14 protein-coding genes are annotated in these 16,107 nt (G+C 67.1%); 11 read left to right on the plus strand and 3 right to left on the minus strand.

The window, feature by feature from the left end:
* The 3 genes from H293_RS0144295 to H293_RS0144305 form a co-directional block, all read right to left on the minus strand.
* Positions 1-481: TetR/AcrR family transcriptional regulator (locus H293_RS0144295; protein ID WP_033416525.1), on the minus strand; the 481-nt coding region annotated here is incomplete at its 3' end.
* Positions 482-626: 145 nt separating this feature from the next.
* The gene (locus tag H293_RS0144300; protein ID WP_020124199.1) at positions 627-1,055 is read right to left on the minus strand and encodes an organic hydroperoxide resistance protein; all 429 of its coding nucleotides are present in this window, start codon (positions 1,053-1,055) and stop codon (positions 627-629) included.
* 383 nt (positions 1,056-1,438) lie between these two features.
* Positions 1,439-2,065, minus strand: coding sequence for a TetR/AcrR family transcriptional regulator (locus H293_RS0144305; RefSeq protein ID WP_028808742.1), 627 nt, complete (start codon positions 2,063-2,065; stop codon positions 1,439-1,441).
* A 176-nt stretch (positions 2,066-2,241) separates the two neighbouring features.
* Here H293_RS0144305 and H293_RS0144310 point away from each other — a divergent pair, with 176 nt between their 5' ends.
* The 11 genes from H293_RS0144310 (at position 2,242) to H293_RS0144360 (ending at position 16,106) form a co-directional block, all read left to right on the plus strand.
* Positions 2,242-3,219 carry an alpha/beta fold hydrolase gene (locus H293_RS0144310; protein WP_259294691.1) on the plus strand — a complete coding sequence of 326 codons (978 nt, stop codon included), beginning with the start codon at positions 2,242-2,244 and terminating at the stop codon, positions 3,217-3,219.
* 443 nt (positions 3,220-3,662) lie between these two features.
* A complete protein-coding gene (locus H293_RS0144315; protein WP_028808743.1) occupies positions 3,663-4,292 on the plus strand; it encodes a TetR/AcrR family transcriptional regulator in 630 nt (209 codons plus the stop codon).
* A gap of 586 nt (positions 4,293-4,878) precedes the next feature.
* Positions 4,879-5,091, plus strand: a complete 213-nt coding sequence (locus tag H293_RS0144320) for a hypothetical protein (protein WP_020124203.1) — start codon at positions 4,879-4,881, stop codon at positions 5,089-5,091.
* Positions 5,092-5,824: 733 nt separating this feature from the next.
* Entirely contained in the window at positions 5,825-6,277 is a 453-nt protein-coding gene (locus tag H293_RS0144325; protein WP_020124204.1) for an MFS transporter, read from the plus strand.
* A 61-nt stretch (positions 6,278-6,338) separates the two neighbouring features.
* Positions 6,339-6,860, plus strand: coding sequence for a cysteine hydrolase family protein (locus H293_RS0144330; RefSeq protein ID WP_033416529.1), 522 nt, complete (start codon positions 6,339-6,341; stop codon positions 6,858-6,860).
* A 38-nt stretch (positions 6,861-6,898) separates the two neighbouring features.
* Positions 6,899-7,681 (plus strand): alpha/beta fold hydrolase, encoded by a 783-nt coding sequence (locus H293_RS0144335; protein WP_020124206.1) that lies wholly within the window; start codon positions 6,899-6,901, stop codon positions 7,679-7,681.
* Positions 7,678-9,309 carry an FAD-dependent monooxygenase gene (locus H293_RS0144340; protein ID WP_020124207.1) on the plus strand — a complete coding sequence of 544 codons (1,632 nt, stop codon included), beginning with the start codon at positions 7,678-7,680 and terminating at the stop codon, positions 9,307-9,309. The genes H293_RS0144335 and H293_RS0144340 overlap by 4 nt, the downstream gene beginning before the upstream one ends.
* 20 nt (positions 9,310-9,329) lie before the next feature.
* Positions 9,330-11,432: a hydantoinase/oxoprolinase family protein gene (locus H293_RS0144345; RefSeq protein ID WP_020124208.1), complete on the plus strand. Its 2,103-nt coding sequence runs from the start codon at positions 9,330-9,332 to the stop codon at positions 11,430-11,432.
* Between the two features lie 11 nt (positions 11,433-11,443).
* Positions 11,444-13,768, plus strand: coding sequence for a hydantoinase B/oxoprolinase family protein (locus H293_RS0144350; protein WP_020124209.1), 2,325 nt, complete (start codon positions 11,444-11,446; stop codon positions 13,766-13,768).
* Positions 13,769-13,791: 23 nt separating this feature from the next.
* Positions 13,792-15,231, plus strand: coding sequence for an aldehyde dehydrogenase (locus H293_RS0144355; RefSeq protein WP_020124210.1), 1,440 nt, complete (start codon positions 13,792-13,794; stop codon positions 15,229-15,231).
* A gap of 317 nt (positions 15,232-15,548) precedes the next feature.
* Positions 15,549-16,106, plus strand: a complete 558-nt coding sequence (locus H293_RS0144360; protein ID WP_020124211.1) for a DUF308 domain-containing protein — start codon at positions 15,549-15,551, stop codon at positions 16,104-16,106.
* Position 16,107 lies beyond the last annotated feature (1 nt).

Genomic DNA, 16,107 nt, shown 5'->3' on the forward strand with positions numbered 1-16,107 from the left:
CCATGGCGCCGTCGCGGAGCATGACGAAGTGACGCCCGGCAGCCTCGGCCGTTGTCTCGCTGCTCTGTGCCAGCAGGTCGGTGACGGTGGTCAGGAACCATTGCCGGTGGGCCAGGACGGCCTGGTGGATCGGGTGGGCGGGATCGGAGTACTCGGCCGCCGCGTTGAGGAAGGCACAGCCGCGAAAGCCGGGTGACTGGATGCCGTCGGTGATGGTCCTGGCCACGGCCCGGACCTGATCGTACGATGACGGGCTGCTGGCCTGCGCGGCCGCCACCCGCCCCCGGATGCCCTGGTCGGCCTGCGCGAGGTAGGCCAGGATGAGGTCTTCCTTGCTCGCGAAGTGCCGGTACAACGTGGCCCGGGTCACCTGCGCCTCTGCCACGATCCGGTCGATACCGACGGAATGGATCCCCTCGGCGTAGAAAATCCGGGTTGCCGTGTTCAGCAACCGCGTCCGCGCCTCAGACACAACGCCCACCTTCCGTACTCCGACTCATACGCTCACTTGGATTTCGACAAGATAGAACGTTCGATATTAAACCATAGTACCGGATGTCCGGAGGAAGTGTGGTGTCCCATTTGGACCGGGGGAGATGGAGCCCAGTTCCCCCGGTCCGGCGGCGTCAACCTACCGTGACATCGATAGTCACTGGAACGTTGCCGCGGGTCGCGTTGGAGTACGGGCACATCGCGTGGGCGGCCTCGACCAGCTTTTCCGCTGTCTCCTGCTCCACGTCGGACAGTTCGACATGCAGGGCGGCGTTCAGACCGAATCCCCCCTCCGGCGTCTTCTCGACCCCCACCTCGACAACGACCGCAGAGTCGGAGATCTGCGTCTTCTGCTGGGCCGCTACAGCCTTGAGCGCCGAATGAAAGCAAGAAGCCCAGCCCGCCGCGAACAGCTGCTCGGGATTGGTCGCGCCGCCGGGGCCGCCCATCTCCTTCGGGATTGCCAACGTGACGTCGAGCAGGCCGTCGTTGGTCTGCGCCCGGCCTCCGGCCCTGCCGTCACCAGTGGACGTGGCAATACCCCTGTAAATAGTGTCGCTCACTTTGCTCTCCTGTTTCAGTAAGTGGCCTGGTTGAGCTGCTGTGCCGCAGTCGCGTCCGCAGTCATCGCCGTGGCGATTCCCGGCTGATGACAGAACCAAGGTAGAACGTTCTGTCTCGTGCCAGTGTGACCTCTGAGTGGACTGCTGTCAAGACAGAACGTTCTGTCCTGAATGTGCGTTTCGATTGTCGGTGTGGAGCGCTTGTCGCGGCGGTGTGCCCCGCCTCGCCCTACAGGGCCGGGTCGTGGTCCGCCACGATCACCGGGATGCCGGCAGCTTGGCCTGCCGGCCGCCGGTCGCCCGCCCTGCTCGTGCAGGTCGATGTCCGTTCCGGTACTCGTGTGACGGGAGCCAGTGGAGGTGAGGGTCAACGGACTCGGCCATCACGTTCCGGTAGCGGACATAATGTTCGGCTCCGCGTAGGGGGCTGCGGCGTGAGCCCGCAGGAGGACGTCGACCCCGCGCAAAAACGTCTCGCACACTATTGAAGGGTCGAACAGGCAGCCGGCGGCCGTAGCCCCATCACGCATCATCACGAAATGGTGAGCGGCGACTTCGGCAGGAGCTTCCCGCACCTTGGCCAGCAACTGCCCAACCGTCTCGAGGAACCACTGGCGGTGAGCGAGTACGGCCAGGTGTACTGGATGGCCAGGGTCGGGGTACTCAGCGACAGCGTTGAGGAACGCGCAGCCTCGAAAGCCGGGTACTTGGATTTTCTGGGCGATGGACTTGCTGAGCTTTCGCAGGGTGTCCGCTGCCGGCAGATCGGCAGCGGCAGCCGCCTCCGCCTGCTGGCGTTCGGTTTGATGCGCCTCGTCAAGGTAAGCGAGCACGAGGTCTTCCTTGCTGGGGAAGTGCCGGTAGAAAGTCGCCCGGGTCACCTGTGCTTCGGTGACGATGCGGTCAACCCCGACGGAGTGGATTCCTTCCTCGTAGAAGATCCGACAAGCCGTGCTGAGCAGTCGGGACCGAGCGTCAGAGGGTCGGCCAGTGGGATTACTACGCACCATGTCTCAGTCCTACCAGATAGAACGTTCGGTCTTGACGGGCAAAGTTACGGCTGCCATGCTAGCGATGCAGAACGTTCTATCTAGAAGAAAGGATGTTCGGGTGTGCGTCAAGTGCGCGGAGTGCGGACGACGTGCTGTGGAGGGCTGACGGACGATCGATCAACCGGGGAGAACCAGTGCAGTTCGATGCTGCGAGCCACGGCAAGAAGGGCGGCTTGAGCAAAAGCGGAGCCGGGCGCCGAGCCGTCATGGGGCGGGGCCACAGCTCCGCAAACGGGACCCTCAAGTCCCTGGACCTGGGGGACGGCCGTGTTCTCGAGTATGCGGTACGAGGAGAAGATGACGGCCCGGTCGTGCTCTTTCACCATGGCATGCCAGGCTCTGCGGTTCCAGTCGGCTCCTTCTTCCACTCGGCCACAGAACGGGGATACCGCATCGTCACCTACTCACGTCCAGGCTACGGTGCGTCAACCTCGACGCCGGGGCGCACGCTCGCCGATACAGCCGAGGCGAGCCGTGCCCTGATGGATCATCTGGGCGTTGACCGCTACGTCGTTGCGGGGTGGTCCTCCGGCGGACCGCACGCGATGGCCACCGGTGCGGCAGATCCACAGCGTGCGTCGGGCGTGCTCCTGCTGGGCTCGTTCGCTCCGTACGACGCCGACGGACTCAATTTCGTCGGCGACATGGGGTTGATGAACATCATTCAGTTCAGGGCCCTGGCGCGAGGCGAGGAGGCGCAGCGCGCGGTCATCTCTCAGATGGCCGCTGCCATCCGGGAGGAGAACCCTGCCGAGGTCGCATCTGCGATGGCGAGTCTGCTGCCGACAGTGGACGCCATGATGCTCAATGGCACCTATGGCGTGGAAAGCGCCGTGAACATGCACCATGGACTGGCTGACGGGTACGCCGGATGGTTTGAGGACCTGCATGCGCTGACGGCACCATGGGGGTTCGATCCGGCTGGCATCACCGCCCCCATAGAGCTGTGGCACGGCGCGATGGACCGCATGGTGCCGGTCGCCCATGGGGCATGGCTTGCCGCCCATCTGCCGACCGTTCGCGCTCACATAGAGAACAAGGGCGGGCACATATCGATCGCCGTTGGAAGTCTGGGAGAAAAGCTCGACCAACTCGCGGCGAGGATGGGCTGACTGCTCTCTGCCCGCGGAGGCTGACGGCCAACGGAGCAGGGGGGCATCAGGGGCGGAACGATGGCTCCCGGGCCCTGGGCAACCTGCATTTCGCGTGTACGTCGGCATCGTCCAGCCAGTGGCTCCAGCGAAGGCTTCGTCCTGGTAACCGGCAACATGCGTGGCCCGCTCGCAGGCACCCTGCCCCCTGGCGGAGCACTACAGGATGGGCACTGCATCCCGAGCCCGTGCGAGGAGTCCAGTCGTTGGGTGGCTCCACGGCGCGGACGGAAGCACGGGGCTGGTGCGAGCGCTCCAGCTGTACCGGGCGGTTCTCGAGTCCGGCAGACGCGCTCTTTGACCGGGGTGTCGCAGTCGCCGGCGAAGGCCGTGGTCGAGAGGTGAACGTGTCCAGTGCCGGGTCCCCCACTGGGCGACAGGCGTTGGGATCTATGATGGCCCACATGGCGAGGGAATCAGGTACGGCGTCGGCTGGTGCCGGCTTGAGCAGCCGCGAGGTCATCTTGAACGCGGCTCGCTCGCTCATCGGCGAGAAGGGCTACGACGGCATGGCCATCTCGGACCTGTCGTCGCAATCGGGACTTCCACCCAGTTCGATCTACTATCACTTCGGCAACAAATTCGGGGTCCTGGCGGCACTCCTGGAACGCACCTTCGAGGAACTGCACGCCTTGTTTCCCAACCCGTCCTCGTTCGACGAGTTGGCGCCGCTGGAGCGTCTGGAGGCGTGGTTCTCAGCGGCTTGCAGATCTCTCGACCGGCGGCCGGACTATCTGCGTCTCCTGGTCGCCATCAGCGTTGGCCCGCACAAGGATGTCGAAGCGGTTCAGCAGATCGTGCGTCGCATCCGCGACTATGCCCACAAGTCCTGGGTGGAAGCCCTCACTCCGATTTTCGCCTCGGACGGTGATGAGGACGCCAAGGTTCTCGTCGACGAGTTGGCGGTTCTCGGACGAGCCATGACAGACGGCTTCTCGGTGATGAACAGCTTCGACAAATCGACCTACAGCGCCCAAGTTGGCCCATTCGTTTCGTTGATCCGCGGGCTGGCAGCACAACGCGGCCTGGCGTAGCGGTCCAACGAATCCCTGGCGGGGTTCTGTTTGCGGGACCTGCGGACGCCCGCAGGAATCGGCCCGCACGTGGCGCCGGAGCATCGAGCGCTCACGCATCGGATGCCGGCTGAGGCGGCTCCGCCCAGGGCAATCACGCCGCCGCGCAGGCTGTGCGGATGTGCGGCGTTGCCGATCGCCGTGTCGGCTCCACTGCCCTTGATCCCTCCACCCAGAAGGCGTTCAAGCGTGGACGGGGCGCGGGTTCCATGCTTTTTTCGGAAATGTAGAACGTTCTGTCTTGCCAGATGGCAGGTTCGCGGTACGCTCTGTACCGAGCGCTCTACAAGGGAAGCGTGGAGACCCTATGCTGCTCTGTGCTCGGCCCAGGCCTCCTTTGCCCCCGCTCAAGCCACCAGACTTCGAGCGGCTGGGAAGCTGCCTGGCAGGCTGTCGACCTGCCGCGAACGGAAACACTCGGCTGCGCTGCGATGACACCCGACGACACAGACTGCAATCCACGCAGTATCGGGTCGTAGGCCGACGCAGACCGAGGAACGCCCCGCCCAGTCCGCCCCTTTGCCGCATGTCCCGCAGGAGACACGCTATGACTTATTGGGCTGTCACCATTCCGACGCTCACCGCTGAAGGAACTTCCGGCGTTCATGTCTTCATCGTCACCGCCGACCGCCCCGACCTAGCCCGCGGCCGTGCGCTGGCCAAGGCGGACATGCCCACATCCAAGCGGCATCGCCGCAACGCGGCCTTGCATCCCGCGTCCCTGACTGTTGCCGAGATAACGCCCCGGTGGGGGATGTGACCGCACGTGATCGCCGCCGGCGCTGGAAGCCCGTCTCCCGCACGGCCGATACGGCAGATCAGTCGAGGATCGTGGACTGAGCCCTGGTTCCAAGGCCGCGACCGGCCTGCCGGCTCATCGCGGCCTTGGAACCGAAGCGCGACTGCGGCAGCTGGTCAGGCCCGAAGCCAGAGCAGGATCGCGGCGGTGGTGCCGTGGAAGACGTGGGGGCGTTTGTCATAACGAGTGGCGCTGAGCGCCGCGCTTGTAGATCTCTGAGTCGAAGCGGGTGGCTCGGCCGCCGTTGCTGCCTTGTGTTTGCGGTTGGCCCGCCGGTCCTTCGGCTCGGGGAGTGGTGTACCTGATCTGGTGTCTTCGCAGTTAGAGGCGGTTTCGCCGCGAGCCGGCCGGCCGATTCGGCGTTGGCCTGGCCGACATGCCGGATCCGGTCCACGTGCCATCCGCCGACCAGCGGTGGTGCCGTTTCGTCGACGGTCTTCCAACGGCCCAAAGGGTTCCGTTGACCACCCTTCGGTGATCGCATGCGCCCGCACCGGTGACTACGGCAGCGAATTCCCCCGGTAACCGGACAAGTGCGACCACAGTCGTGTCACGCATATAGCCAACGCGTATCCGACACCGTAGAGTGAACGCTACATACAGACCACGGGGCGTTTCGCGTCCTGCGCGGGCCCAGCGCTGGTTCAGCTCTCACGAGGGCCAATCGAACGTCGCAAAGAAGCGAGGTTTCCCTTTGAACGTCCTGGAGCAGGTCAAAAACGCGCCGATGAGTCGCGTCCAGGTCGGGGCGGTCGCGTTGTGTCTCGTGATCAGCTTGATCGACGGGTTCGACCTCCTGGTCGCATCCTTCGTCGGGCCGACGATCACCCGTGAATGGAGCTTGTCCCCTTCGGGTGTCGGTTTACTGCTGAGCGGCGGACTGGCCGGCATGGCCGTAGGCGCGCTCTTCCTGGCGCCCTTCGTCGACCGCATCGGGCGCCGGCGGCTCAGCCTCGGCGGCCTGGCCTTGGCGTCGCTGGGCATGCTCGCCGCGTCCCTCTCTCAGAACTTCGGTCAGCTCCTCGCCGGCCGACTGGTTACCGGTGCGGCCGTCGGAGCGATGGCCGTTGGCCTGCCGGTCCTGGCCTCCGCGTACGCGAACCGCCACGGAGCTTCCCGACTGACCTCAAAACTGTCGACGGCGTAGCGGCCGAAGCATGACGTTGCCCTTCCACGAATCCCAGTCGTTCGAGCCCCAGGAGGTCCACATGAGCAGTTCGCCCTTCGACGTGGGCCGTACGGCGCTGCTCGACATCGACATGCAGAACGATTTCGTGGAGGGTGCGCCGCTGGAGTTTCCGGAGGGACGGCGCGTGATCCCGGCCGTCCAGCAGGTGCGTGAGGCAGCCCGCGCCGACGGTGAGCGCGGGGTGGAGATCCATCCCCATCCCAGTCTCGCGCCGCGTCCGGGTGAGCCCGTGATCAAGAAGCATCGCTGCGACTCCTTCCACGCTACCGACCTGGAGATCATCCTGCGGGGCCCGGGCGTCGAAACCGTGATCCTCACCGGTATGACGACCGAGTGCTGCGTGCTCGGAGCAGCTCGCGGCGGCCTGGAACGCGGATTCCGTTCCATGGTGATCTTGGACGGCCGCGCGTCCTGTGACTGTCCAGACCTCGGAACAGGCCCCGATTCTGCCGAGGAGATACACATGGCCGCATTGCGGGTGATGTCCCTGACCTCGTCGCGGTTAGTCGATACGCACGAGTGCCTTGCTCCACTGCCGTGACAAAAGACCCGACGTACGATCCAGTTAGGAGGCTGCACGTGTCGGCCACATCAGAGGATGCCGTCCGTACAGGCGTCCATCCGGTTCTGGTCCTGCTTCACGGGGGAGGGCCGGGCGTCGACGCCGAGAGCAACTGGGTCGGCGTGCGCTCCCGGCTCTCGGGTGAGTTCTCCTGCCTGGCCCCGGATCTCCTGGGATTTGGCACGCAGATCGCCGGCTCCGCCGGGATCGAGGGACCGCGCGCCTGGGCGCGGGCCCGAGCGCAGCGGGTCTTGGACATCCTCGATCGCCTGGGCCTGGAGCGTGTGCATCTCCTGGGCAACTCGGCCGCAGGCGGAGCCGCGGCCCTGGCGCTGCTGTCCATGGCGCCTGACCGCATCGACCGCGCCGTCGTCATGGGGGGAGCGGGAACGGGACCGCTGCCCCGGGTCGTTCCCTTCTACGAAGACCCGACCAAGAGTTCCATGCGGGCCACCCTGGCTCGGCTGGTCGCCGACGAGAGCGTGCACGCCGAGCTCCTGGACGAGCTCGCTGACATCCGGTTGCGGCAGGCTCTGCGCCCTGGGGCGGAGTCGGCGTTCCGGTCGATGTTCGCCGACGTCGAGGACGGGCTTCCTCCCGTCGACCTTACGAAGATCGTCAGTCCGGTCCTCGCTCTGCACGGCGCTCGCGACCGGGTCTCACCGGTCGAGGTCTCCGAGCGCCTCGTCGATGCCCTTCCCAACGCCCGCCTGAAGGTGGTAGCGGGGGCAGGGCACTGGATCCACGTCGACCGACCGGATGAGTTCTGCAGCCTGGTAGGAGAGTTTCTTAGCGCATGACGAAGTCAACCAGCAACGAAGAGGACCGAGTTGAGGTCCTGGTCGTCGGCGCCGGTCCCGCCGGACTGACACTGGCCATCGACTTGGCCCGTCGCGGCGTGCGGTGCCACGTCGTGGAGGCGACCGAGGAACGGGCCGTCAATCCCCGATGCAACACCACGTCCGCGCGGTCGATGGAGATCTTCCGCCGGCTCGGGCTCGCCGACGACATCCGGCGGGCCGGGCTGCCCGAGGACTACCCCACTTCGATTCAGTACCGGACGACCCTGAGCGGTGAGGAGATCTTCCGCATCGACCTGCCCTCGTCCCGTGACGTACTGGACGGCGTGGGCAAGGAGGCCTGGCCCACGCCGGAGCCGCAGCACCGGATCTCGCAGCTTTACCTCGAGCCGATCCTGGAGGAGCACGCGCGCAAGCTTCCCGGGCTCACCCTTGAGCGGGGCACTCGCCTGGTCGAGTTCGAGCAGTACGACGATCACGTCGAGGCGGTGGTGGAGACCTCCGGGGAGCGTCGCAGCCTGCGCTGCGCGTACGTGGTCGGTTGCGACGGTGCCCACAGCACCGTGCGGCGTCAGCTGGGTATCCGCTACGAGGGTGTCGACGCGATCCAGAAGTTTGTGTCGACGTTCTTCCGATCGCCCGAATTCGGGCGGCTGGCCGCACAGGACCCGGCTTGGACGTACTGGACCTATGGGCGCCAGATCGCTTCGCTGATCGCCATCGACGGCGACGCGCTGTGGCTCAACCACGTCGCCTTCGCGCCGGACCACGACACCGAGAGCGAGGACCCGGAAGAACTGCTGCGAGAGGCGGTGGGGGGTCAGGTCGAGCACGAGGTGCTGGGCGTGGTCCGCTGGACCGGGCGCCGACTTGTCGCCCAGCGGTATCGGACCGGCAGGGTGTTCCTGGCCGGAGACGCCGCCCACATCTGGATCCCCGTCGGGGGATTCGGCATGAACGCGGGGATCCAGGACGCGGCGACACTGGGCTGGATGCTGGCGGCGGTCCATCACGGGTGGGCCTCACCGGAGGTGCTGGACGCCTATGAGCAGGAGCGCAAGCCGGTGGGTGAGCAGTTCGCCGGCGCGGTGGGGTCGGCGGCCAGCCGGGCGTTCGCGGAGTTCTCGCCCGACATCCACCTGTCCGGTCCCAAGGGTGAGCAGGCTCGTTCCGAGTTCGCCGACCGGCTCGCCGTCTCAGAGCCCCATCGGTACTCGCCCGACGGCTTCAGCTTCGGCTACCACTACGCGGGCTCCCCGCTGGTGATCGGCGGCCAGGACCAGGAGGCGATCTCCATGGGCGGCTACATGGAACGAGCACAGCCCGGATTCCGGCTGCCACACGTCTGGCTCGACGACGGCCGATCCGTGCTCGACGTGCTCGGCCCCGGCTTCACCCTCCTACGGACGGACCCCGGCGTCAGTGTGACGTCCTGGACCTCGGCGGCCGCCGACCTCGGCATCCCCCTGGTCGTCGTCGACCTGCCCGCACGGTGGCCTGACCGCTATCCCACCGAGCTGTTGCTCGTGCGCCCTGACCAACACGTGGCCTGGATGGGTGGGTCGGACGCTCGTCCCGACGAGGTCCTGCAGACAGTCACCGGGCGGATCGCCGCCTACCAGCGGTAGAGATCAACAGGAGAAAGTACATGTCATACGCACTGGGCATCGACGTCGGCGGAACGTTCACCGACGCGGTCGCCTCCGACGGTGCCGGCCGGATCGTGTCCGCCAAGACGCCGACGACACCGCCGCACCGCGAGGTCGGTGTCATGCGCGCGATCGAGGACATCGCGGGCGAGTTGGGTATCGATGTCGCCGAGCTGCTCTCGCAGACCGACTACATCGCCCACGGCACGACCGCTTCGATCAACGCGCTGGTCCAGGGCCAGGTCGCCGACGTGGGGCTCATCGCCACGAAGGGGCACCGTGACGCGATCTACATCATGAACGCCGAAGGCCGCACGCTCGGCCGGTCGGCCCATGAAATCCAGGACACACTCCGTCAGCGGAAGCCCGCGCCGCTGATCCCGAAGTACCGGGCGCTCGAAGTCACCGAGCGGATCGACCATGCGGGCAAGGTCCTGGTCCCCCTCGACGAGGACGAGGTGCGCAGTGTCGCGCAATCCCTCGTGGACCAGGGCGTCGAGGCGATCGCGGTCTGCCTGCTGTGGTCGTTCAAGAACGACGCGCACGAAAAACGCGTCCGCGAGCTGATCCACGAGATCGCCCCGGACATGTATGTCACCCTTTCGTCCGAGGTCAGCCCGCGCATCCGCGAATTCGCGAGGACCTCCACGACCATCATGAACGCCCAGGTCGGTCCCCGCCTGCGCACTTATCTCCTCCCTCTGCAAAAGCAGTTGGAGGAGGGCGGCCTCAAGGGCCCCCTGCTGGTCATGCAGAGCGAGGGCGGCACCATCACCGCCGACCGCGCGCCGGAACACGCCATCACCACGATCGGTTCCGTGCTGTCCGGCGGCGTCATCGGCGGCATGCGCCTGGCCGAACAACTGGGGCACCGCAACGTCATCACAACCGACGTCGGCGGCACCACCTTCCTCGCCGGACTCATCGTCGACGGAGAACCGGTCATGGCACCGGGCTCCATCGTGAACCAGTTCCCGATCAACGCGGCGACCATCCGCGTGCACACCATCGGCTCGGGCGGTGGGGCACTCGCCTCGGTGGACGCCGGCGGAAACCTGCGTCTGGGCCCGCAGAGCGCCGAGGCCGTCCCCGGCCCCGCTTGCTACGGCAACGGAGGCACCCGCCCCACGAACACCGACGCGAACCTGGTCCTCGGCATTCTCAGCCCGCACGGCCTGCTCGGCGGCCGGAAGCCGCTGCGGATGGACCTGGCGCGGGAAGCGATCCGCGAGCACGTGGCCGTGCCGCTCGGCCTCACCGTCGAAGAAGCCGCCATCGCCATTCACGAGGTGCAGAACGCTCAGGCGGGCGATCTCCTGCGCAGGGCCGTCGTCCAAGCCGGCTACGACCCCCGCGACTTCGTCGCCTACGCCTTCGGCGGTGCCGGCCCCGCGCACTGCGCCGGTTACTGCCAGGACCTGGGTGTCAGCGAGGTCGTCGTGCCGCTCGGGCCCGTCGCCTCCGCCTTCTCGGCCTACGGACTCGCGGCCTCGGACATCATCATGAGCGCCGAGCTGTCCGACCCGTCCGCCTTCCCGGTCGACCACACGGTGCTCGAATCCCACTACGCCCGCCTGGAAGCCGATCTGCAGCGCGCGCTCGACCGGCAGAAGGTCAAGTTCCAGGACGTCACGCTGCAGCGCGAGATCGACCTGCGGTACTCGATGCAGGTCACCGAGCTGTCCACGGCCGTACCGGACACCGAGTTCAACGAGCACACCGGTGCCGAGATCCTTGAGCGCTTCGAGGAGCAGTACGAGCGCATCAACGGCAGTGGCGCCGGCTACCGCGAGGCCGGAGTACAGGCGATCACCTACCGCGTGCGGGCCAAGGCCAGTCTCGGCTTTCCCGTCACGTTGCCGACCGCGTCCGAGGCCGACAGCCCCGACCCGGCCGAGGCCCTCATCGCGGAACGCCACGTCTGCCTCGACTCGCAGATCGGCTACGTGCCCACCCCCGTCTACGACTATGCCCGGCTGCGGGCAGGCCACGAGCTTGTCGGGCCGGCCATCGTCGACGTCCCGACCACGGTGGTCGTGGTCCCCGCCGGGGTCACCGGCCGAGTCGACCGCCTCGGCAACCTCGTACTGCGTTACCAGTGAGGACAGCTTCCATGACATCGAAGATCCCCGGGGCCGACGAGTTCACCAGCCGCCCCCTGCCCCGCGAGGAACTGCTCCGGCAGATCTCGCCCACCCTGCCACTGCATCAGATCGACGCCGATACGGCCGACCAGGTCGACGCCCTGACCTACGAGGTGGTGCGGCACCGGCTGTGGGCCATCACCCAGGAGATGGGTGAGACACTGCGCCGCATGTCGGGCTCACACGTCGTCACCGAGTCCAACGACTTCAACTTCTCCATCTGTGACGAGCTCGGCGAGCAGGTCCAGGTCGGGGCCTACAACGTAGGTCTCATCGGCTCGATGGACCTGGCCATCGTCTGGACACTGCGCAACCGCAGCGACAACCCGGGCATCGAAGAGGGCGACATGTTCCTCTGCAACGACCCGTGGATCGGCGGTGGACTGCACCAGAACGACGCCGCGATCCTGGCGCCGATCTTCCACGACGGCAAGCTGTTCGGCTGGACGACAGCCATCGCCCACCAGGTCGACCTCGGCGGGCCGCGGCCAGGCTCGTTCAGCCCGTCGGCCCAGGACGTGTTCGGCGAAGCCGTCCCCACGCCGCCGATCAAGGTCGTGCGCGGCGGAGTGCTGCAACGCGACGTCTCCGAAGCCTGGGTGCGCAGGTCACGCCTTCCTCATCTGGTGGGTCTCGACCTGCGCGCCAAGATCGCCGCGAACAAGAACGCCGCCGAGCAGATCCTGCGTCTCATCACCAAGTACGGTGCCGACACCGTCAAGGCCGTGATGCGCCGGATGATGGACGACGCCGAACGCCGGCTGCGTGCCAAGCTCGACAACCTGCCCGACGGGACGTGGAGCGCCGTCGGTTACCAGGAGCAGTCGCAGACCGGTGATCGGGGCCTGCACGCCATCAAGGTCACCATGACCAAGGAAGCCGATCGGCTCGTCTTCGACTTCCGAGGAACAGCTGAACAGACCGGCATCATCAACTGCCCCTATCCGGGGCTGCGAGCCGGGATCGTTTTCACGATGCTGCCTCTCCTGGCGGGCGACATCCCCTGGGCAGCGGGCGGGTTGATGCGCTGCTTCGAGATCATCACCGACGAGAACACCATCACCAATGCGTCGTTCCCGGCGGCCGTGGGCAAGGGGCCCTTCGGACCGGCCTGGGGGGCGGGCAACCTCGTCGCCGAGGTGCTGGCCAAGATGCTGGACGCCGAACCCGACCACCGCAGCGACGTGCAGTCCATCTGCAACGGCACCACCGACCTCTGCGTGGTCTCGGGCGTCGACGTCCGCGGCGGTGGCAGCAAGGGCTTCGTGTCCCCCGTCTTCGACGTCATGGCCGGCGGCTACGGGGCCCAGGTGCACCACGACGGCGTCGACACCGGCGGCCGGCTCATCATTCCCTCGGCTCGGGCACCTGACGTGGAGATGACCGAGTACCTCTACCCTCTCGTCGCCCTGTGGCGGCGGGAGCAGACCGACTCGGGCGGTCCGGGCCGGCAGCGGGGCGGGATGAGCGGCTCGGTCTGCTACGTGCAGCACCCGGACCAGACCGGATCGATGTCGTTGGTCGTCTCGGGAACCGGCAAGGTCGCGAACCAGAACGTCGGACTGGCCGGCGGGTACCCGGGCAACTCGCAGCTCGACCTCGTGGTGCGTGGCATCGACGTACCCCAGCTTGCCGGGGCGACGGTGATCCCCGCCGATCTGGACAACCTCGGCGGAGAGATGGAGGTGCTTCCCTGCGAAGGGGAGTCCACCCTCGGCGCGGGCGACGCGCTCTATCTGCACTGGCAGGCCGGCGGCGGATACGGCGACCCGCTGTTGCGTCCGGTCGACAGTGTCCGTGAGGACGTCCTGCAGGTGCGGGTGTCGGCCGACGCGGCGCGGGACGTCTACGGCGTCGTGCTGCGCGAGGACGGTGAAGTGGACACGACGGCGACGGACGAAACCCGCAGGAAGCTGCGGCACCGCCGGGCCGCGGGCATCGGAGTGTCCGACGCCCAGCTCGCGCCGATCGGCATCCACGACCTGAGCCAGGCACGCCGGCTCGACGACAACCTCGCCGTCGTGGATTCGTCCGACGGGGAGACGGTGGTGTGCGTCCATTGCACCACCGAGATCGGCCCGCTGGCCGAGGGCGCGTACATCGCGTCCCTGCCCCGTCGCGACTCGGCACCGACGGAAGCCGGCCCGCACATCTGGCACGACCCGTCGGAGTACGTCGACGCGGAGGTCGTCTTCCGCCAGTTGTTCTGCCCCGGTTGCCTGACCGCGGTCAACTCCCGCGTCGTGCCCGTCGACCACCCCCTGCCGGCCGACCACTACAAGGGCTGGGCGTAGCCCCACCCGATGAAGGAGACACCATGAATCCGCACCACGATGCGCTGTTCATCGGGGGCCAGTGGGTGGCACCAGCATCCGATGCGCGGATCACGGTCCTCGGAGCGAGCACCGAGGACATCCTCGGCAGCGTTCCGGAGGGCACGGAGAAGGACATGGACGCGGCCGTAGCCGCCGCCCGGGCCGCTTTCGACGATCCCGACGGATGGTCCAGGTGGGAGCCGGCGCGGCGGGCTGACGCCCTTTACCGTCTCGCCGACGCGCTTGAGCGGCGCGCCGAGGACGTCACGCGCGTCGTCAGCGCCCAGAACGGGATGACGATCGGGCTCTCCCAGCAGGTCGAGGGCGCCCTTCCGGCCATCCTGCTGCGCTACTACGCCGACCTCGTCCGGGACGACCAGGGCGAGACCGTGCGCGACGGAATGCTCGGTGCGCCGGTCCATGTCCGCCGGGAACCGCTCGGCGTGGTGGCGGCGATAGTGCCCTGGAACGCTCCCCAGCTGCTGTCGGCGACGAAGTACGCGCCCGGCCTGGCCGCCGGATGCACGTTTGTGCTCAAGCCGTCTCCGGAGACCGTGCTGGACGCGGTTCTCTTCGCGGAGGCCGTGGAGGAAGCGGGCCTGCCGCCGGGTGTCGTCAACGTGGTTCCGGCCGGCCGCGAAGTCGGCGCCTACCTCGTCTCTCATCCCGACATCGACAAGGTGGCCTTCACCGGCTCCACTGCTGCGGGCCGGCAGATCGCCGCGACCTGCGGCACCCTCCTGCGTCCGGTCACGCTGGAGCTCGGGGGCAAGTCGGCGGCCGTCATCCTCGACGACGTCGACCTCGGCGCGGCGATGTCCGAACCGTTCGTCCAGGCGACGCTGCTGGCGAACGGCCAGGCGTGCTTCGCCAGCACTCGCATCCTGGCGCCGCGAAGCCGGTACGACGAGATCGTCGACGCGGTTGCCTCCCTGGTGGGCGGGTTGACGGTCGGCGATCCCCTGGACCCCACGACGCAGGTCGGTCCGATGGCGAGCGCGCGCCAGCGTGACCGGGTGGAGGGATACATCGAGAAGGGCAGGACGGAAGGCGCCCGGCTCGTCGTGGGCGGCTCGCGTCCGACCCTCGAAAAGGGCTACTACGTCACGCCGACCGTGTTCGCGGACGTCGACAACTCGCAGGTCATCGCCCGTGAGGAGATCTTCGGTCCGGTGCTGACCGTCATCCCCTACACCGACGAGGACGACGCCGTGCGCATCGCGAACGACTCGGAGTACGGCCTCGGCGGCACGGTATGGACGAACGACGACGAGCGCGCCATGCGCGTCGCACGTCGTATGCACACCGGGACGGTCGGGCTGAATCACTACACGGTCGACCCGGCGGCGCCGTTCGGCGGGGTCAAGGCGAGCGGACTGGGCCGGGAGTTCGGGCCGGAGGCGCTGCTCAACTACCAGCAGGTGAAGTCGATTTACCGGTGATGACGGTAGGTCGGCCGCGGCTCCTCCCGTGGTGTGCCGTTGTTCCAGGGCCCGGGCCCTCGTCTGCCGCAGTCGTTCTGCGGCGGGCGAGGGCCAGGTCATGGGGCTTGGTTCGGCCCTCCTCAGAGCGAACAGAAGATAGGTAGAACGTTCGGTCTTGACAGGTTGCGGCAAAGTCGTCATGCTGATTGCAGATAGAACGTTCGGTCTTACCTCCGGAGGTTCTAGCGGCCCCTTACAGGGCCGTTGTCTGGAGCAAGCCGGACGTGCCCGCTGAATCGCACCTTCGACTTCGCCGCAACCTCGAAAGGATCATCGTGACCACCGTTGACACTCCCGCTGCCGTAGGCATCGCGCCTGCTCTGCGCCAGCTGTACTTGGTGCGGTTCGCATTCGCCATCGTCTGGGCGGTCCTGGTGTTCGCCACCGGTTCCGACCTCGGAGCGCTCGGCATCGCCCTGGTCGTCATCTACCCGCTCTTTGATGTCGCCGCGGCGGTCTGGGACGCTCGCACGTCCGGCGACAACGGACAGGTTCGCAGCCTGCAGGTCAACATGGCCATCAGTCTCATCGCCGCTGTGGGCCTCGCCATCGCCAGTGCCTCCGGAGTCCCGGCGGTCCTGCGTGTGTGGGGCGCCTGGGCGATCGTTTCCGGAATCGTCCAGCTGATCGTAGCCGTCCGGCGCCGCACGATGGGCGGCCAGTGGCCGATGATCCTCAGTGGCGGCATCTCCGTGCTGGCCGGCGGGAACTTCGTCGCGAGCGCCTCGGGGACGGACCCGAAGCTCAGCGGCGTGGCCGGCTACGCCGTTCTCGGCGGCATCTTCTTCCTCGTCTCCGCGCTGCGTCTCGGCCGCGCCAGCAAGGAGGTCTGAC

The organism is Streptomyces canus 299MFChir4.1 (assembly GCF_000383615.1).
Classification (GTDB): Bacteria; Actinomycetota; Actinomycetes; order Streptomycetales; family Streptomycetaceae; genus Streptomyces; species Streptomyces canus_C.